General features: G+C 36.6%; 23 protein-coding genes. All 23 read right to left on the bottom strand.

The features are described from left to right. Nucleotides 1-12 precede the first annotated feature (12 nt). The 23 genes from nuoH to ACWZFG_RS05450 all read right to left on the bottom strand — a co-directional run bounded on the left by nuoH (nt 13) and on the right by ACWZFG_RS05450 (nt 15,154). Entirely contained in the window at nt 13-1,050 is a 1,038-nt protein-coding gene (nuoH, locus tag ACWZFG_RS05340) for an NADH-quinone oxidoreductase subunit NuoH (RefSeq protein ID WP_147670401.1), read from the bottom strand. A 27-nt stretch (nt 1,051-1,077) separates the two neighbouring features. Then, on the bottom strand, nt 1,078-2,178 hold the full coding sequence (locus tag ACWZFG_RS05345; RefSeq protein WP_177504444.1) for an NADH-quinone oxidoreductase subunit D: 1,101 nt from the start codon (nt 2,176-2,178) through the stop codon (nt 1,078-1,080). Nucleotides 2,179-2,181: 3 nt separating this feature from the next. Continuing rightward, on the bottom strand, nt 2,182-2,652 hold the full coding sequence (locus ACWZFG_RS05350) for an NADH-quinone oxidoreductase subunit C (RefSeq protein WP_177504446.1): 471 nt from the start codon (nt 2,650-2,652) through the stop codon (nt 2,182-2,184). Beyond that, nucleotides 2,630-3,148 (bottom strand): NADH-quinone oxidoreductase subunit B, encoded by a 519-nt coding sequence (locus tag ACWZFG_RS05355; protein WP_147670395.1) that lies wholly within the window; start codon nt 3,146-3,148, stop codon nt 2,630-2,632. The genes ACWZFG_RS05350 and ACWZFG_RS05355 overlap by 23 nt, the downstream gene beginning before the upstream one ends. Then, nucleotides 3,139-3,492: an NADH-quinone oxidoreductase subunit A gene (locus tag ACWZFG_RS05360; RefSeq protein ID WP_147670393.1), complete on the bottom strand. Its 354-nt coding sequence runs from the start codon at nt 3,490-3,492 to the stop codon at nt 3,139-3,141. The genes ACWZFG_RS05355 and ACWZFG_RS05360 overlap by 10 nt, the downstream gene beginning before the upstream one ends. Before the next feature lie 668 nt (nt 3,493-4,160). Then, nucleotides 4,161-4,673, bottom strand: a complete 513-nt coding sequence (locus ACWZFG_RS05365) for a hypothetical protein (RefSeq protein WP_177504448.1) — start codon at nt 4,671-4,673, stop codon at nt 4,161-4,163. 65 nt (nt 4,674-4,738) lie between these two features. After that, nucleotides 4,739-5,395 carry an HAD family hydrolase gene (locus ACWZFG_RS05370; RefSeq protein WP_177504450.1) on the bottom strand — a complete coding sequence of 219 codons (657 nt, stop codon included), beginning with the start codon at nt 5,393-5,395 and terminating at the stop codon, nt 4,739-4,741. Nucleotides 5,396-5,492: 97 nt separating this feature from the next. Then, a complete protein-coding gene (rpsI, locus tag ACWZFG_RS05375; protein ID WP_147670387.1) occupies nt 5,493-5,885 on the bottom strand; it encodes a 30S ribosomal protein S9 in 393 nt (130 codons plus the stop codon). Nucleotides 5,886-5,909: 24 nt separating this feature from the next. Beyond that, nucleotides 5,910-6,350 carry a 50S ribosomal protein L13 gene (gene rplM / locus ACWZFG_RS05380; RefSeq protein WP_147670385.1) on the bottom strand — a complete coding sequence of 147 codons (441 nt, stop codon included), beginning with the start codon at nt 6,348-6,350 and terminating at the stop codon, nt 5,910-5,912. A 379-nt stretch (nt 6,351-6,729) separates the two neighbouring features. After that, a complete protein-coding gene (gene truA / locus ACWZFG_RS05385) occupies nt 6,730-7,497 on the bottom strand; it encodes a tRNA pseudouridine(38-40) synthase TruA (RefSeq protein WP_177504452.1) in 768 nt (255 codons plus the stop codon). Between the two features lies 1 nt (nt 7,498). Beyond that, nucleotides 7,499-8,302, bottom strand: a complete 804-nt coding sequence (locus ACWZFG_RS05390; protein WP_177504454.1) for an energy-coupling factor transporter transmembrane component T family protein — start codon at nt 8,300-8,302, stop codon at nt 7,499-7,501. After that, nucleotides 8,292-9,158 carry an energy-coupling factor transporter ATPase gene (locus tag ACWZFG_RS05395; RefSeq protein ID WP_177504456.1) on the bottom strand — a complete coding sequence of 289 codons (867 nt, stop codon included), beginning with the start codon at nt 9,156-9,158 and terminating at the stop codon, nt 8,292-8,294. The genes ACWZFG_RS05390 and ACWZFG_RS05395 overlap by 11 nt, the downstream gene beginning before the upstream one ends. Beyond that, nucleotides 9,143-9,982, bottom strand: a complete 840-nt coding sequence (locus ACWZFG_RS05400; protein ID WP_147670376.1) for an energy-coupling factor transporter ATPase — start codon at nt 9,980-9,982, stop codon at nt 9,143-9,145. Before ACWZFG_RS05400 ends, ACWZFG_RS05395 begins: the two co-directional genes overlap by 16 nt. 268 nt (nt 9,983-10,250) lie before the next feature. Beyond that, nucleotides 10,251-10,589: a 50S ribosomal protein L17 gene (gene rplQ / locus ACWZFG_RS05405; RefSeq protein WP_147670374.1), complete on the bottom strand. Its 339-nt coding sequence runs from the start codon at nt 10,587-10,589 to the stop codon at nt 10,251-10,253. Between the two features lie 14 nt (nt 10,590-10,603). Further along, a complete protein-coding gene (locus ACWZFG_RS05410; RefSeq protein WP_147670372.1) occupies nt 10,604-11,563 on the bottom strand; it encodes a DNA-directed RNA polymerase subunit alpha in 960 nt (319 codons plus the stop codon). Nucleotides 11,564-11,627: 64 nt separating this feature from the next. Next, a complete protein-coding gene (gene rpsD / locus ACWZFG_RS05415; protein WP_147670370.1) occupies nt 11,628-12,221 on the bottom strand; it encodes a 30S ribosomal protein S4 in 594 nt (197 codons plus the stop codon). A gap of 17 nt (nt 12,222-12,238) precedes the next feature. Continuing rightward, the gene (gene rpsK, locus ACWZFG_RS05420; RefSeq protein ID WP_110955714.1) at nt 12,239-12,631 is read right to left on the bottom strand and encodes a 30S ribosomal protein S11; all 393 of its coding nucleotides are present in this window, start codon (nt 12,629-12,631) and stop codon (nt 12,239-12,241) included. Between the two features lie 14 nt (nt 12,632-12,645). Beyond that, nucleotides 12,646-13,017 (bottom strand): 30S ribosomal protein S13, encoded by a 372-nt coding sequence (gene rpsM / locus ACWZFG_RS05425; protein WP_147670368.1) that lies wholly within the window; start codon nt 13,015-13,017, stop codon nt 12,646-12,648. Between the two features lie 14 nt (nt 13,018-13,031). Further along, entirely contained in the window at nt 13,032-13,145 is a 114-nt protein-coding gene (gene rpmJ / locus ACWZFG_RS05430) for a 50S ribosomal protein L36 (protein WP_004092858.1), read from the bottom strand. Nucleotides 13,146-13,218: 73 nt separating this feature from the next. Further along, nucleotides 13,219-13,437, bottom strand: a complete 219-nt coding sequence (gene infA / locus ACWZFG_RS05435; protein WP_147670366.1) for a translation initiation factor IF-1 — start codon at nt 13,435-13,437, stop codon at nt 13,219-13,221. A gap of 26 nt (nt 13,438-13,463) precedes the next feature. Next, nucleotides 13,464-13,745: a KOW domain-containing RNA-binding protein gene (locus tag ACWZFG_RS05440; protein ID WP_147670364.1), complete on the bottom strand. Its 282-nt coding sequence runs from the start codon at nt 13,743-13,745 to the stop codon at nt 13,464-13,466. A gap of 13 nt (nt 13,746-13,758) precedes the next feature. After that, nucleotides 13,759-14,505, bottom strand: coding sequence for a type I methionyl aminopeptidase (gene map / locus ACWZFG_RS05445; RefSeq protein WP_147670362.1), 747 nt, complete (start codon nt 14,503-14,505; stop codon nt 13,759-13,761). Nucleotide 14,506: 1 nt separating this feature from the next. Further along, on the bottom strand, nt 14,507-15,154 hold the full coding sequence (locus tag ACWZFG_RS05450; protein ID WP_147670359.1) for an adenylate kinase: 648 nt from the start codon (nt 15,152-15,154) through the stop codon (nt 14,507-14,509). Nucleotides 15,155-15,164: the final 10 nt, after the last annotated feature.

Below are 15,164 nucleotides of genomic sequence, written 5' to 3' on the forward strand. Positions count from 1 at the left end.
GTCATTTCACTCCTAACATAACCATCTATACACGTATACACCAATACCCGTTAATAATACATTAACTAATGCTACAGGCAATAGTACTTTCCAACCAAAAGATAGCATCTGATCTACCCTAAAGCGTGGGAATGTCCATCTAAACCACATAAAGATAAAAATCATTGCAAACACTTTAATCCAGAACCATAACATTCCCGGCAAATACGGACCATGCCAACCACCTAAAAATAAAGTCGTTGTCAAAATAGATGCCGCCAATAAATTTGCATATTCGGCTAGAAAAAATAAAGCCCAGCGCATACCACTATACTCAGTAAATGGGCCACCAATAATTTCTGATTCCCCTTCTACTAAGTCAAACGGAGTACGATTCGTTTCCGCAGTCGCACAAATAACAAAAATTAAAAAGGCTAGAGGTTGTAATGCAATAAACCAAACTTCAGATTGCATTTCTACAATTGTACTCATTTTCATTGAACCGGTAATCATCACAATACCAAGCAATGCAAACACCAGTGGAATTTCATAGCTAAGCATCTGCGCTACCGTACGCATTGCACCAATAAGCGAGTATTTATTATTCGATGCAAAACCACCCATTAAAAAAGGCAATACCGATTGAGCAGAAATTGCAATTACAAAGAAAATCCCAATATTCAAATCTGCAAAAATCGCGCCATCATCAAAAGGAAACACAGAATATACAAGTGCCGCTGGCACAAATAACAACATTGGTGAAAGCGCCCAGACAATTTTATCTACCCGTTCGGGAATAATATCCTCTTTTCCTAACAGCTTCAACATATCAGCTACCGATTGTAAAGTTCCTCGTGGGCCAACACGATTCGGCCCTAGCCGAACCTGCATAAACCCGCATATTTTTCGCTCCATATAAACAAGAACAATTGCGGATGTTAAAACAACACCAAATATTCCACCAATTTTTACAAAAAGCATAATTATACTAACGATATCCATATTGCCGATGAACGCCATAAGTAAATTTTCTATCCAATCGGCAACAGACATCAATATCCCGCTATGCATACTCTCACCTGCCTAAACAAAAGTTTACTAACAATCCACTTCACCCATCAGTGGATCTATCGTTGACAATACCGCTACTACATCACCGATTAACATTCCCTTACACATCGTATCTAGTGCCTGCAAGTTAATAAACGACGGTCTTCTAATATGTACGCGATATGGCTTTAATGTTCCGTTGCTTACAATATAAAATCCTAATTCGCCACGAGGATTTTCCACACTATGATAAATTTCTCCAACCGGCGGTTTTAACGCCCGTGGCACTTTCGCCATAATCTCGCCTTCTGGCAATTGATCTAAAGCCTGACGGATAATCTTCGCGCTTTCCTCAATCTCTTTAAATCGAACGATATATCGATCCCAGTTATCGCCGTTTTTCCCTATCGGTATATCAAAATCAAAACGGTTATAAATACCATAGCCACCATCGGCTTTTCTCAAATCATATGCGACGCCACTAGCACGAAGCGTAGGACCTGTTACACCAAAATGCATTGCCTCTTCTGCTGTCAAAATAGATGTCCCTTTCAAGCGCATTTGAAAAATTTCATTTCCTGAAAGCAATTCATCATATTCTTTTAACATTTTGGGTACATAATCAAGAAAATCATAAGTATCTTTGATAAACTCTGGCTGTGCATCAGCAGCTACTCCACCGATACGTATATAATGAAAAGTCATTCGTGCGCCACAAATCAAATTAAACAAATCAAGAATTTTCTCTCTATCACGAAATGCATAAATCATTCCCGTGCTTGCACCTAAATCAATTGCTAGAGTACCAATGAAAATTAAATGACTGGCAATACGATTAAGTTCAGCTACAATTACTCTAATATATTCAGCCCGCTGCGGCACCGTAATATTCGCTAATTTTTCAACCGTTTGACAATATGCCAAGTTGTTATTCATTGAAGAAACATAATCCAATCGATCTGTATAAGGAACTGCTTGCACATAATTTCTGCTTTCCAATAATTTTTCAATTCCACGATGTAAATATCCCATATGGGGTGTAACTTTTATTACTCGTTCACCATCAAGCTCCAATTCAACTTGTAAAACCCCATGCGTACTTGGATGCTGAGGTCCCATATTTAAGGTATATTTTTCTGTAATAGGCATTCTCTAGCACCCCGTTTCCCGTTTTAAAGCTTTAAAGTTCTTTTGTAATGGATGTCCTTCAAAATCGTCTGGTAATAAAATTCGTTTTAAATTTGAATGACCTTCAAAAATAATTCCCATTAAATCATAAATTTCCCGTTCTTGAAAATCTGCACTCTGCCAAATTTTAGTGATGCTTGATACAACTGGATTTTCCTTTGGCAATCTAACTTTTACCACTACTGTATGACCCACCATCTGAGAATACAAATGATATACCATTTCGTAATACTCCGGATAATCTACAGCCGTTTCATTACTCAGCATATTTAGCCATATTGCCGGTTCCTTTTTTAAATATGTTAATACATCTAATAAATGTTTCGCATCTGTAAGAATCGCTGGAGAGTCTTCTTCACCGATAAACTCTACTGAATCCTTAAATGTATTTTCAATTTTCCCCAATAAAACTTTATTCAGATATTTCCTGCTCATCTTTTCCCATCCTTACTACTTCAGGATTTTGAATTTTTTCTTTTAATTGCATTAGACCATAGATTAAAGCTTCTGGCCTTGGCGGACATCCTGGTACATATACGTCCACCGGTAAAATTTGATCAACGCCTGGGACAACAGAATATGAATCTGCAAATGGGCCTCCAGCATTAGCACAATTTCCCATTGCAATTACATATTTAGGTTCTGGCATTTGCTCATATAATCTTTTTAATGGCGGTGCCATTTTCCAAGTCAACGTCCCTGCAACGATTAATAAATCAGCTTGACGCGGCGAAGGTCTAAATACCTCATAGCCAAAACGAGACACATCAAAACGGGCTGCTGCCGAACACATCATTTCGATAGAGCAACATGCAAGGCCTGAAGTTAGCGGCCATAAAGAATTTCCTCTAGCCCATTTAAACAAACTATCCACACTTGTCACGATTACATTATCCTTTAACGAAGGTGGTACTAAATCAACTATTTCCATGTCAAAGCTCCTTTCTTCCAGGCATACCATAGACCCATAACTAAGATGCCCAAAAAGATAAACATTTCAATTAAAGCAAATAACCCTAGTTCACCAAACTTAACTGCCCATGGATATAAAAATACAGTTTCAATATCAAACACTAAAAATACTAATGCATATAAAAAATAACTCACTCGATATTGAACCCAGCTCTTGCCGATTGTATCGACACCACATTCATAAGGCTTTTGTTTTTCCTCGGTTGGCTGACGAGGTTGTATAAGCCACGATGGTAATAATGCCATCAATGGAAAAAATAATGCAATAACAAGAAAAATTCCAACGCCACTAAATTCAGCCATTTTATCCTCTCCTTAAATTATTTTAAGTATATTATGAAAATTAAAATATAAATAAAGCTATTGCAATAAAGTATTTCACTTTCTGTAATAAAAATACTTAATCCACAAATTTCTAATTTTTTATTTTTATATGCTAAGCAACAAGATAATAAAAGCCCTCATCGAGGGCTTTTCCAGGCTCAAGATAAAAACATAGTAAAAATAATCAGATAATTTCAAATAAATAACAGTAATACCTTAATAAATCCTAACTATTTTACAGACATAAAAAAAAGCTGACTATAAAGCGGTCAACAAAATGACATCATTAAGTGATTCTATAAATAATATCAATTACAGACAATTATACTTATCGTCTAGATAATTGTCAATAAAATATACAAAAAAATACACAATCATTCATTTTTTATCTATAACTGTAAAGACATAATTCTCATTTATAGGTGAATCCATTTTATTGAAGATTCTAACTTCTTTCTTTACTTTTTATAGAAATATAAAAATGCAGCAAAAAGATTGAGAAATCTAATTTACTGCATTTTATTTTTATCCGATGGTTAACGTGCTCTATACCCCTGCTTCTTTAAGTGGAAGTAAAGACCTTGTAAGCCCCCGGATTACGCGTCTGATTTCAATGTAAGTTAAAACGCCTACTGAAACAGCCTTGTTTATGCTGCTTTATCTGATTTCTTCTCCAATTTTGCTTTGCCCGTTAAAAGCTGATTAAACTCTTTATAAAATTGTTTCGTTGCATCTTCATATAATTTAGCTGATTGTGCTCCACTCACACTAACACGCTCACTATAAATTAACTTTTGAGTAATAGCTTCATACACTTCAAAAAATATATGTGTATTTCGTTGCCTAACAACAGTTGGTACCATATAGACCTCTGCGTATTTCGCTAATGAACTTAATTGGTCTTGATTGATTTTTCCCGTATAATCTCTTATCCCACTAATTTGCAAATTTACCTTATCAGGTCTAGTCAAAAAAGCGTGATAAAGAACATCATTCGTTAAGGAATCCTTTTCATTTGAATTATTTGCTTCACAAACAATCAATCTTCTAATGCTTGTAAAATCGAAATCTGAATCTGTTAGAATATTCTGCGCCCCTGCGACTTGTCCGTTAGATATGAATGTCCCTACCATAAATAACACTAATGCTAACTTTTTCAAAACACTCAACCCCGTTTCCTATATTTAACTATACATGACAAATTATACAACAAAATATAAAAATTTTAAATAGAAAAATCAATAATATCCAATAATCTTTGTGGCGTATGAATAATATGATTTGCCTTTGAATTTTCTAAAACCGTACAATCACGAAATCCCCAAGTAACTCCAACTGATATTACTCCTGCATTTTTCGCGGTCATTATATCCACTTCAGAGTCACCAACATATAAAGCATTTTCTTTCTTTACTCCGAGTTCTTCTAACGCTGCAAATACACCTGAGGGGTTCGGTTTTTTGGGCACTGTAATGGATTCGCCAATAGCTACCTGTATATATTCACTAAATAACTCTTTCTTTAATTCTTTTACTGCAGCATCAAATTTGTTTGATACGATTGCCATTTTTATCTTTCGTTCATTTAATCCTTGGAGGAGTTCTTTTATTCCTTCATATAAACATGTTTTATTTCGCATATTTTTTGCGTAATAATTACGAAAGACTTCCAAACAAGCCAAAGTCTTTTCCATAGTCGTCTGCTCTGGTACAGCACGTTCTATTAATTTTTGTACACCATTACCAACGAAAGCACGAACTTCTGCAATGGTTCTTATTGGATAACCAAATTGCTTTAGAGCAAAATTTACACTATCAGCTAAGTCTTCCAATGTATTTAATAAAGTTCCGTCCAAATCGAAAATTACTGCTTGATACTTCATCTTTCTCCCTCATTTTTTAATAAAATCAAAATAGTACAAAAAACCCTGCAACCTTGAGGTTTGCAGGGTTTGCAATTTCCATATGAAAATATAAATATTAACGTTTGGAGAATTGGGATGCTTTACGAGCTTTTTTCAAGCCGTATTTACGACGTTCTTTTTCACGTGGGTCACGTGTCAAGAAACCAGCTTTTTTAAGAGCAGGACGTAATTCAGCATCTACTTTTAAAAGAGCACGGGAAATACCATGACGGATAGCGCCAGCTTGTCCGGATGGACCGCCACCTTCTACCTTTGTAATTACATCGTATTTACCAAGAGTATCAGTCAAGTTTAAAGGTTGTTTAATAATCAATTCAAGAGTTTTCAAACCAAAGTATTCTTTAAGTTCACTACCGTTGATAATGATTTTTCCTTCACCTGGAACCAGACGAACTCTAGCAACGGAAGTTTTTCTGCGGCCTGTGCCGTAGTAAGTAACTAATGCCATTAATGATGTTCCTCCTTCCAGTTATTATCTAATATTTAAATTAAGTACTTCCGGCTGTTGAGCAGCATGTGGATGCTCAGAACCAGCGTATACATTTAATTTAGTGTACATTTTTGCACCAAGTCTATTTTTTGGTAACATACCTTTAACAGCCATTTCTACGACTCTCTCAGGTCTTGTTGCTAGCATCTTGCCAGCTGTTGTAAATGTAGTTCCTCCTGGATAACCCGAATGACGGAAATAAGTTTTTTGGATTAATTTTTTACCAGTGAATACTACTTTATCTGCATTGATAACGATGACATGATCACCAGTATCAACATGAGGTGTAAAAGTCGGTTTATGTTTACCGCGAAGCACTTTCGCAACTTCAGCAGCTAATCTACCTACAGTTTGACCTTCAGCGTCTACTACGTACCATTTACGTTCAATGTTTGATACGTTTGCCATAAACGTTGTTTTCATTCGATATTTCCCTCCTTGTAACAAACTTTCATACAATTCATAATCGTTGTGAAGATTTGTCCGTATTCCCGGGGCTAGTGGGAACTTGGTAAAAGCCTCATAGAGTCATTTTAATAAAAATAGCAAGTAAAGTCAAGCTATTTTTACTTTTTTAACAAAGTTTTCAATTCATCCAACTTCTCTAATCTACTCAATCTGCCCAAATCTTATCCACATACTTCTTGTGGATAATTAACAACACGAAATATTATACCAGTCTAGAATCCTCTTGTATAGCCTTTATTAAAAAAAATCATTATATTTTTGCATAAAATAAGACTTAATTAAAATAGTTTTTAACTCTTTGGGAAATCTAATCGCTTTTATCCACATTTTCTTGTCAATAGTTCACTTCTTTTAAATAAAGTCCTTGTGCAGGTGCCGTCGCACCTGCTTTCTTTCGATCCTTTGAGTAAAAAATTTCTCTAAATTTTTCAATTGAGGTTTTTTCTAATCCCACATTAACAATTGTTCCAACAATATTACGCACCATATGATAGAGAAAACCATTTCCCCAAAAAGTAAAAATAATTTCATTATTTTGCTTTTCACAATCTGCACGATAAATCGTCCGAACTGGATGCATAGGTGCACTGCCAGCTGCTTGAAAAGCCGAAAAATCATGTTCCCCAACGAGCATTGCCAATGCTTGATTCATTAAATCAATATTGAGGCTCTTTTTAACAAACCAAGTGTAATTACGTAAAAATGGATCTAACAACTCTCCCTGCTGTACTCGATAAATATAAGTTTTATCTTTTGCCGAATGCCTTGCACTAAACTCCATATCCATTTCTCTTGCCTTTTGTACTACAATATCGTCAGGTAATAAGCTATTGATTGCTTTTACCACACGATCAATAGGAATTGTACCTATAGTAAAAAAATTGACAACTTGTCCATAAGCATGTACACCTGTATCTGTTCTTCCCGACGCTGCAAGCTCAATTGTATGACCAAATAGAACAGCTAGCTTCTGTTCTAAAATATTTTGTACTGATATAGCATTTTTCTGCCGCTGAAAGCCATGATATCGTCCTCCATCATAGGCAAGAACTAACATGACATTCCTCGCATTTTCTTTTAATTTCATTGATAAGTCAACCATACTAATACCCACACATATTTAGTAAAATTAATACTCCAAAAAAAATTACCATAATCCCATAAGATATGTAATCAATACATTTCAATTTTAGTTCTTTCATTCGCGTCCTATTCTCTCCACCACGATAACAACGAGCTTCCATTGCTGTTGCCAGATCATCAGCACGGCGAAAAGCACTAATAAATAAAGGGACTAATAATGGAATCATATGTTGCACACGCTTTTTTAAAGAACCTGTGGTAAAGTCTGCACCTCTAGATTCTTGCGCTTTCATTATTCGATCCGTTTCTTCTAACAACGTCGGAATAAATCTAAGTGCAATCGTCATCATCATTGCCAATTCATGAGCAGGCACTCCAAATTTTTTCAATGGATTTAATAAGCTCTCAAGTCCATCCGTTAAGGCCAGAGGAGATGTCGTCAAGGTTAATATAGAAGATAATACAATCAGTAAAATTAATCGAATTGAAATAAGTGCAGCCTGCACAATACCTTCTTGCGTAATCGACAAAAATCCTATAGTCCATACTGTGATTCCCGGTGTAGAAATTAAATGGATAAGTATCGTGAATACTATAATCCATAAAAGAGGCTTTATTGATTTTAACAACATAATTATCGGTAACCGCGACAAAATAATAATAAATGCTGTAAAAGCAATTAAAAGACTATATGCAGAAAATGAATGCATCATAAAGATTATGCTAATCAAAGCAAGTAACTGAAGAATTTTTGTTCTCGGATCAAGTTTATATAAAAAAGAATTCCCCGGGAAATATTGACCTATGATTATATCACTTAGCATGATTTTTCCCCCTTAAAGCCGATAAAATGGTATCTACAGCTTGATTTATTGTTAATACATCCGTATTAACAGGAAGTCCTCGTTTTTCTAAAGCACGCATAAGCGATATAATTTGCGGTATGTCAAGACCAGTATTTACTAACGTTTCTGTTTCTTTAAATACATCTGCCGGTTTACCATCGGCTGCTACTTCACCTGATTTCATCACGATAAGTCTAGAGGCCATCTTTGCTACATCATCCATATTATGTGATACTAAAATAACTGCTATCCCAGTCTTTTTATGTAATTCAACAATTTTATTGAAAATTGCATCTCGTCCACATGGGTCTAGCCCTGCTGCTGGTTCATCAAGGACTAAATAATCTGGCTGTAACGCAACAACTCCAGCAATTGCTACACGCCTCATCTGCCCCCCACTAAGCTGAAATGGAGAACGCTCCTTGTACATATCGTAATCAAGATTAACAAAATTCATAGCACGGCGGACACGCTTATCAATTTCTTTTTTACCCAATCCCAAATTTTTAGGACCAAAAGCGATATCCGCATAAATCGTCTCTTCAAATAATTGATGTTCTGGATACTGAAATACCATGCCAACCTTTTTTCTCGCCAATTTAGATTTTTCATCTTTTTTACCAAGAACTATTTCATCAATTGTAATGGAACCATTTGTCGGCTTTAATAGCCCATTTAAATGCTGTACAAGTGTAGATTTTCCAGAACCAGTATGCCCAATAATCGCAACAAACTCACCCTTTTTTATTTCAAGATTGATATTCTTAATTGCTTGTTTCTCAAAAGGTGTCCTTGCCATATAAGTGTAAGATACATTGTTTAATTGTATTGACATAATGCCTCCACCAAAGCTTTATCTGTAATAATATTTTGTGGAATATCTATTCCTTTTTTTCTTAGTTTATATACGATTTGCGCTGCTAAAGGGACATCTAATCCTAACTCTTGCAATTTTTCTACTTCTGAAAAAACTTGTACAGGATTCCCTTGCATACAAATACTTCCTTTTTCCATAACAATAACACGATCTGCTTCTACAGCTTCTTCCATAAAATGTGTAATTAAAATAATTGTAATGCCTGATTCTTTATGTAAATTTTTTAATGTTTCTAATACTTCTGAACGTCCTTGTGGATCTAACATCGCTGTTGGCTCATCAAGTACAAGACACTCCGTTTGCATAGCCAAAGTTCCAGCAATCGCGACACGTTGTTTTTGTCCGCCTGATAATAAATGTGGTGCATGACTTCGATAAGATTCCATCCCTACCTGCTTCAATGCTTTTGTGACACGTGCTTTTATTTCATCACTTGGAACCCCTAGATTTTCTGGACCAAAAGCAATATCCTCTTCAACAATTGCTGCAACAATCTGATTATCTGGATTTTGAAAAACCATTCCTACCTTCTGTCTTATTTTCCATAAATCTTCTGATGATTTAGTATCTAATCCATCTACTTTACAAGTACCATTGGAGGGCATAAGCAGTGCGTTAAAATGTTTTGCCAATGTCGATTTTCCTGAACCATTCGTACCAATAATAACTAAAAATTCCCCTTCATGTACATTTAAATTAATATCATGCAAAGCAATAAATTCATTTCCTGTATTCTCATGATAAATATGACTTAAATTTTTAACTTCTATTATGTTTTTCATCATTCACCTCTCAGATTAACAAATATAGTTCAGCAAGATTTAAATCTCCATTGAAAATGGATACACAGCCTAAAGGTCTTTGTTTCCTCCTAAACCTGCAGGGGATTATTCTAAATAATATATAAAAATCTTTTGCATCTTACTTAGTTCTTTATAATTATTTAATAGACTAAGTAAGCCTTCTTATACAAAAAATCGCCTTTATTGACGATTAAAAGTTTTAACCGTCAATAAAGGCGACCTTCAAGGTCGCCTCATTAAATACTTATTACACTAATTCAAGAATTGCCATCGGCGCAGCATCACCGCGACGAGGACCAAGTTTTAGTACACGAGTGTAACCACCTTGGCGTTCATTGTATTTAGGTGCAATTTCATCAAATAGTTTTTTCACAACTTCTTCGTCCATAAGACGTGCTAAAACTTGACGGCGAGCATGTAAGTCGCCACGCTTAGCCAAAGTAATTAGTTGATCTGCAAGACCACTAATTTCTTTTGCTTTCGCTTCAGTAGTTTCAATACGCTCATATTTAAAGAAGGAAGTCAAAATACTACGAAATAATGCTTTACGTGCGCTTGAATCACGGCCTAATTTTCTGTAGCCCATTCTCTTCCCTCCTCCTATTCTTCAAATTCAACAAGTGATAATTCTAGCTCATCAAGTTTTTTCTTAACTTCTTCAAGAGACTTGCGACCAAGGTTTCTCACTTTCATCATATCTTCTTCACTCTTTTGAGCTAATTCAGCAACTGTGTTAATGCCAGCTCTTTTTAAGCAATTGTAGGAACGAACTGATAAATCCAAATCTTCAATTGTCATTTCTAAAGTTTTAGAAACAGCACTTTCCGCTGGTTCAGTAAATGTTCCTTCAGTTTCTTCGTCTTCTTGAGGAACTCCGGCCATGTTCTGGAATAGTCTAAGATGAGCAATCATAATGCTTGCAGCTTTACTAACTGCTTCTTCCGGTCTCATACTACCGTCAGTCCATACTTCCAAAGTTAATTTGTCGTAATCTGTGACGTTACCCACACGAGTATCTGTTACCGTATAGTTAACCCTCTGAATTGGCGAAAAAATTGAATCGATAGGAATAATCCCAATGACATGATCAGGTTTTTTATTCTTATCGGAAGGGACATAGCCGCGGCCACGTTCAACGGTAAGTTCCATTTTCAGTGAACCGCTGGCATCTACTGTAGCAATGTGTAATTCAGGATTTAAAATTTCTACATCCGCATCAGTGATGATATCAGCTGCAGTAACGTTTTTTTCACCGCTTACATCAATTCTGATTACTTTTGGCTCTTCACAGTATGTTTTTAGGCAAAGTGATTTTAAATTTAAAATGATGTTAGTAACGTCTTCCCGAACACCTGGCACAGTAGAAAATTCATGAAGAACTCCTTCAATCCTAACTGATGTAACAGCTGCACCTTGCAAGGATGATAACAAGATTCGGCGCAAACTATTGCCAAGTGTAGTTCCATAACCACGCTCTAACGGTTCGCAGACAAATTTGCCATAACGATTGTCTTCACTAATTTCCACTATCTCAATCTTCGGCTTTTCGATTTCGATCATCTGGAATAACCCTCCTCATTTATGCGCAATACCAAGTTACGCTATGCCCACGGGTGAGGGCAGCTTATCTGGAGTACAATTCAATGATCATTTGTTCTTCGATAGGTACATCAATTTCATCACGATTAGGGAATCTTGTTACTGTACCGCCTAAGTTTTGCGCATCTACAGTAAGCCAAGCTGGTGTACTTAAAGAATCAAATGATTCTGCAAGACCTTTAAAGAATTCGTTTGCACGACTGGATTCTTTAATTGAAATCACATCGCCAACTCTTACTAAAGCGGATGGAATATCAAGGCGCTTGCCATTTACTAGGATATGACCATGAGAAACTAATTGGCGGGATTGTCTGCGAGTAGCAGCTAATCCTAAACGATAAACAACGTTATCTAATCTTCTTTCTAAAAGACCAAGTAGGTTTTCACCAGTAATACCAGGCATTTTTTTCGCTTTATCATAATAAGCTCTAAATGGTTTTTCTAAAACACCATAAATGAATTTTGCTTTTTGTTTTTCTCTTAATTGGATTCCGTATTCACTCATTTTTTTGCCAGCACGTCTTGGTTGACGTTTGGATTCTTTACTTAATCCAACTACAGCTGGTTCAATTCCAAGTGCTCTACATCTTTTAAGAGCAGGAACTCTATCTATTGCCATCTATTTTGCACCTCCTATTAAACTCTTCTACGTTTTGGTGGGCGACATCCATTATGAGGAATTGGAGTAACATCTTTAATTAAGTTAACTTCCAATCCAGTCGCTTGTAATGATCTGATTGCAGCTTCACGACCTGATCCAGGACCTTTTACAAATACTTCTACTTGTTTAAGACCATGCTCCATAGCGGCTTTTGCTGCTACTTCAGCTGCCATTTGCGCAGCAAATGGTGTGCTTTTTCTGGAACCTCTAAAACCAAGTCCGCCTGCACTTGCCCAAGAAAGTGCATTTCCTTTTGTATCCGTAATCGTTACGATTGTATTGTTAAAAGTAGAACGAATATGAGCAATACCATGCTCGATATTTTTACGTTCTCTTCTTTTTGGACGAGCAACTTTTTTAGCTACCAATGCTTAACCCTCCCTTACTTTTTCTTTTTAGCGCCAACAGCTCTTTTTGGACCTTTACGAGTACGCGCATTAGTTTTAGTTTTTTGACCTCTAACAGGAAGACCCATACGATGTCTTCTACCACGATAGCAACCAATTTCAACTAAACGTTTAATATTTAAAGAAATTTCACGACGTAAGTCGCCTTCTACTCTATAATTTTTATCGATGATCTCACGAAGTTTTGCAACTTCATCTTCAGTTAAATCACGAGTACGAGTATCAGGATTAATACCAGTAGCTGCTAAAATCTCTTTTGAAGTTGTAAGACCGATACCAAAAATGTATGTTAAAGCGATTTCGATTCTCTTATCACGAGGTAAATCTACTCCGGCAATACGTGCCATATAATAAGCACCTCCTAACCTTGTTTTTGTTTATGTTTGGGATTCTCGCAAATCACCATTACGTGACCCTTACGTTTAATTACTTTGCATTTCTCACAAATAGGTTTAACCGACGGTCTAACTTTCATTGCGTTTATGCCCCCTTTTCTTACATTGTCAATTTACTTGCCTGATGCCTGTTTGCACCAGACATCAAAAAGACTATTTGAAACGGTAGGTTATACGGCCACGTTTTAAATCATATGGCGTAAGCTCAATTGTAACTTTATCACCAGGTAAGATACGAATAAAATTCATCCGAATTTTACCTGAAACATGTGCCAATACAACATGACCATTTTCTAATTCAACTTGGAACATTGCGTTTGGCAATGCTTCAAGTACTTTTCCTTCAACCTCAATTACGTCTTGCTTGGACATGAGATCTCTCCCTCCTCGTCCGCTTGTCACAAATTATCCGATGTGCACTTGACGATAGCTAGGCGAATATCTTCATCCGTAACTTTTTTGTTACTTGCAAATTTATCAGCCACAGCCTCAGCAATCCACTTGTAAACTTTGACATGCCGAATATTTTTTTTCTTTGGATTGGCAAGTTTTCTTTCTCTGCCATTAGCGAGAAATACTTCCTTCCCTTTTATTGCGACAACCAGATAAATCTTATTTGCATCACGACCGGTAATGCTTTCGACTTTCTGACCTAATGATATAGGATAAACGCTCTTCACTTTTTAGATCACCTCAGCGTTTTGTTAAAATCTCGGGCTTACCATCAGTAACAACGATTGTATGCTCGAAATGTGCCGAAGGCTTTTTATCTTTTGTTACAACCGTCCATCCATCATGTAATGTCTTTACTTCGTGAGTTCCTAAATTAATCATCGGCTCTATCGCTAATGCCATACCAGCTTTCAACCGTGGTCCGCGACCAGCAGCACCGAAATTCGGTATCTGAGGATCTTCATGCATTTTTCTGCCAATTCCATGCCCCACATAGTCACGGACGATTCCGTAACTATGTTTTTCGGCGCATGTTTGAACAGCATTAGATATATCTCCGAGACGATTACCATCAATTGCTTGTTCAATACCCTTGTATAAAGACTGCTCGGTAACATTTAATAGTTCCTGCATCTCATCTGTAACTTCACCAACTGGAAAAGTCACAGCCGAGTCACCATTATAACCATTAATTACCGCACCAACATCAATACTGACATTATCTCCATTTTTTAACTTTTTTAAACCAGGGATTCCATGAACAACTTCTTCATTAATTGATGAACAAATTGTCGCTGGAAAACCACCATAGCCTTTAAAAGCGGGAATTGCTCCGCAGCTTATTATATATTTCTCGGCGATTTTATCAAGCTCGAGTGTACTAACTCCCGGCTTAACAGCGTTCTGAATCTCAACCAGCGTTTGTGCTACAATCTTACCAGCATCACGCATGTAGTCAATTTCTCGATCAGACTTTAGGATGATCATCCTATTCGCTCCTCAAGCTAGCAACAATATCGGTAAGAACTTTATCAATTGCCTGCCTACCGTCGATTTCAGTATATAAACCTCTATCTTGATAGTATTCCACTAACGGTTTAGTCTGCTGAGCATAAACCGAAAGACGTTTTGTCATGGTAGCTTCGCTATCATCAGCTCGTTGATATGTTTCTCCGCCACATGTATCGCATTTACCTTCTACTTGAGTAGGCTTATAAGTAACATGGTAAGTAGCACCACAGTTCTTACAAATACGGCGTCCAGTTGCCCGGCTGATTAAATCTTCAGCCGGAACACTGATGTTTATCACGCGATCAAGTTTTATCTTTAGTTCTTCAAGCGTGTTATCAAGTGCATCCGCTTGCTCAATAGTACGTGGAAAACCATCAAGAATAAAACCATTTTGACAGTCTGGTTTTGCCAGACGTTCTTTTACAATACCGATAGTTATGCTATCCGGAACCAATTGACCAGCATCCATACATGCTTTTGCTTGTTTACCCAGCTCAGTTCCTTCACTTACCGCAGCCCTAAACATATCTCCTGTAGAAATATGAGGGATTGTAAACTTTTCAACTAACATAGCCGCCTGAGTACCTTTACCAGCACCCGGAGGGCCCATTAATAGGATATACATTCGATTTCCT

This window comes from Anaerosinus sp., assembly GCF_965318445.1.

Excerpts from the sequence above, each read along its gene's own strand:
- nuoH (WP_147670401.1), bottom strand. The coding sequence starts at position 1,050 with ATGCATAGCGGGATATTGATGTCTGTTGCCGATTGGATAGAAAATTTA.
- ACWZFG_RS05345 (WP_177504444.1), bottom strand. The coding sequence starts at position 2,178 with ATGCCTATTACAGAAAAATATACCTTAAATATGGGACCTCAGCATCCA.
- ACWZFG_RS05350 (WP_177504446.1), bottom strand. The coding sequence starts at position 2,652 with ATGAGCAGGAAATATCTGAATAAAGTTTTATTGGGGAAAATTGAAAAT.
- ACWZFG_RS05355 (WP_147670395.1), bottom strand. The coding sequence starts at position 3,148 with ATGGAAATAGTTGATTTAGTACCACCTTCGTTAAAGGATAATGTAATC.
- ACWZFG_RS05360 (WP_147670393.1), bottom strand. The coding sequence starts at position 3,492 with ATGGCTGAATTTAGTGGCGTTGGAATTTTTCTTGTTATTGCATTATTT.
- ACWZFG_RS05370 (WP_177504450.1), bottom strand. The coding sequence starts at position 5,395 with ATGAAGTATCAAGCAGTAATTTTCGATTTGGACGGAACTTTATTAAAT.
- rpsI (WP_147670387.1), bottom strand. The coding sequence starts at position 5,885 with ATGGCATTAGTTACTTACTACGGCACAGGCCGCAGAAAAACTTCCGTT.
- rplM (WP_147670385.1), bottom strand. The coding sequence starts at position 6,350 with ATGAAAACAACGTTTATGGCAAACGTATCAAACATTGAACGTAAATGG.
- truA (WP_177504452.1), bottom strand. The coding sequence starts at position 7,497 with ATGGTTGACTTATCAATGAAATTAAAAGAAAATGCGAGGAATGTCATG.
- ACWZFG_RS05390 (WP_177504454.1), bottom strand. The coding sequence starts at position 8,302 with ATGCTAAGTGATATAATCATAGGTCAATATTTCCCGGGGAATTCTTTT.
- ACWZFG_RS05395 (WP_177504456.1), bottom strand. The coding sequence starts at position 9,158 with ATGTCAATACAATTAAACAATGTATCTTACACTTATATGGCAAGGACA.
- ACWZFG_RS05400 (WP_147670376.1), bottom strand. The coding sequence starts at position 9,982 with ATGAAAAACATAATAGAAGTTAAAAATTTAAGTCATATTTATCATGAG.
- rplQ (WP_147670374.1), bottom strand. The coding sequence starts at position 10,589 with ATGGGCTACAGAAAATTAGGCCGTGATTCAAGCGCACGTAAAGCATTA.
- ACWZFG_RS05410 (WP_147670372.1), bottom strand. The coding sequence starts at position 11,563 with ATGATCGAAATCGAAAAGCCGAAGATTGAGATAGTGGAAATTAGTGAA.
- rpsD (WP_147670370.1), bottom strand. The coding sequence starts at position 12,221 with ATGGCAATAGATAGAGTTCCTGCTCTTAAAAGATGTAGAGCACTTGGA.
- rpsM (WP_147670368.1), bottom strand. The coding sequence starts at position 13,017 with ATGGCACGTATTGCCGGAGTAGATTTACCTCGTGATAAGAGAATCGAA.
- rpmJ (WP_004092858.1), bottom strand. The coding sequence starts at position 13,145 with ATGAAAGTTAGACCGTCGGTTAAACCTATTTGTGAGAAATGCAAAGTA.
- infA (WP_147670366.1), bottom strand. The coding sequence starts at position 13,437 with ATGTCCAAGCAAGACGTAATTGAGGTTGAAGGAAAAGTACTTGAAGCA.
- map (WP_147670362.1), bottom strand. The coding sequence starts at position 14,505 with ATGATCATCCTAAAGTCTGATCGAGAAATTGACTACATGCGTGATGCT.
- ACWZFG_RS05450 (WP_147670359.1), bottom strand. The coding sequence starts at position 15,154 with ATGTATATCCTATTAATGGGCCCTCCGGGTGCTGGTAAAGGTACTCAG.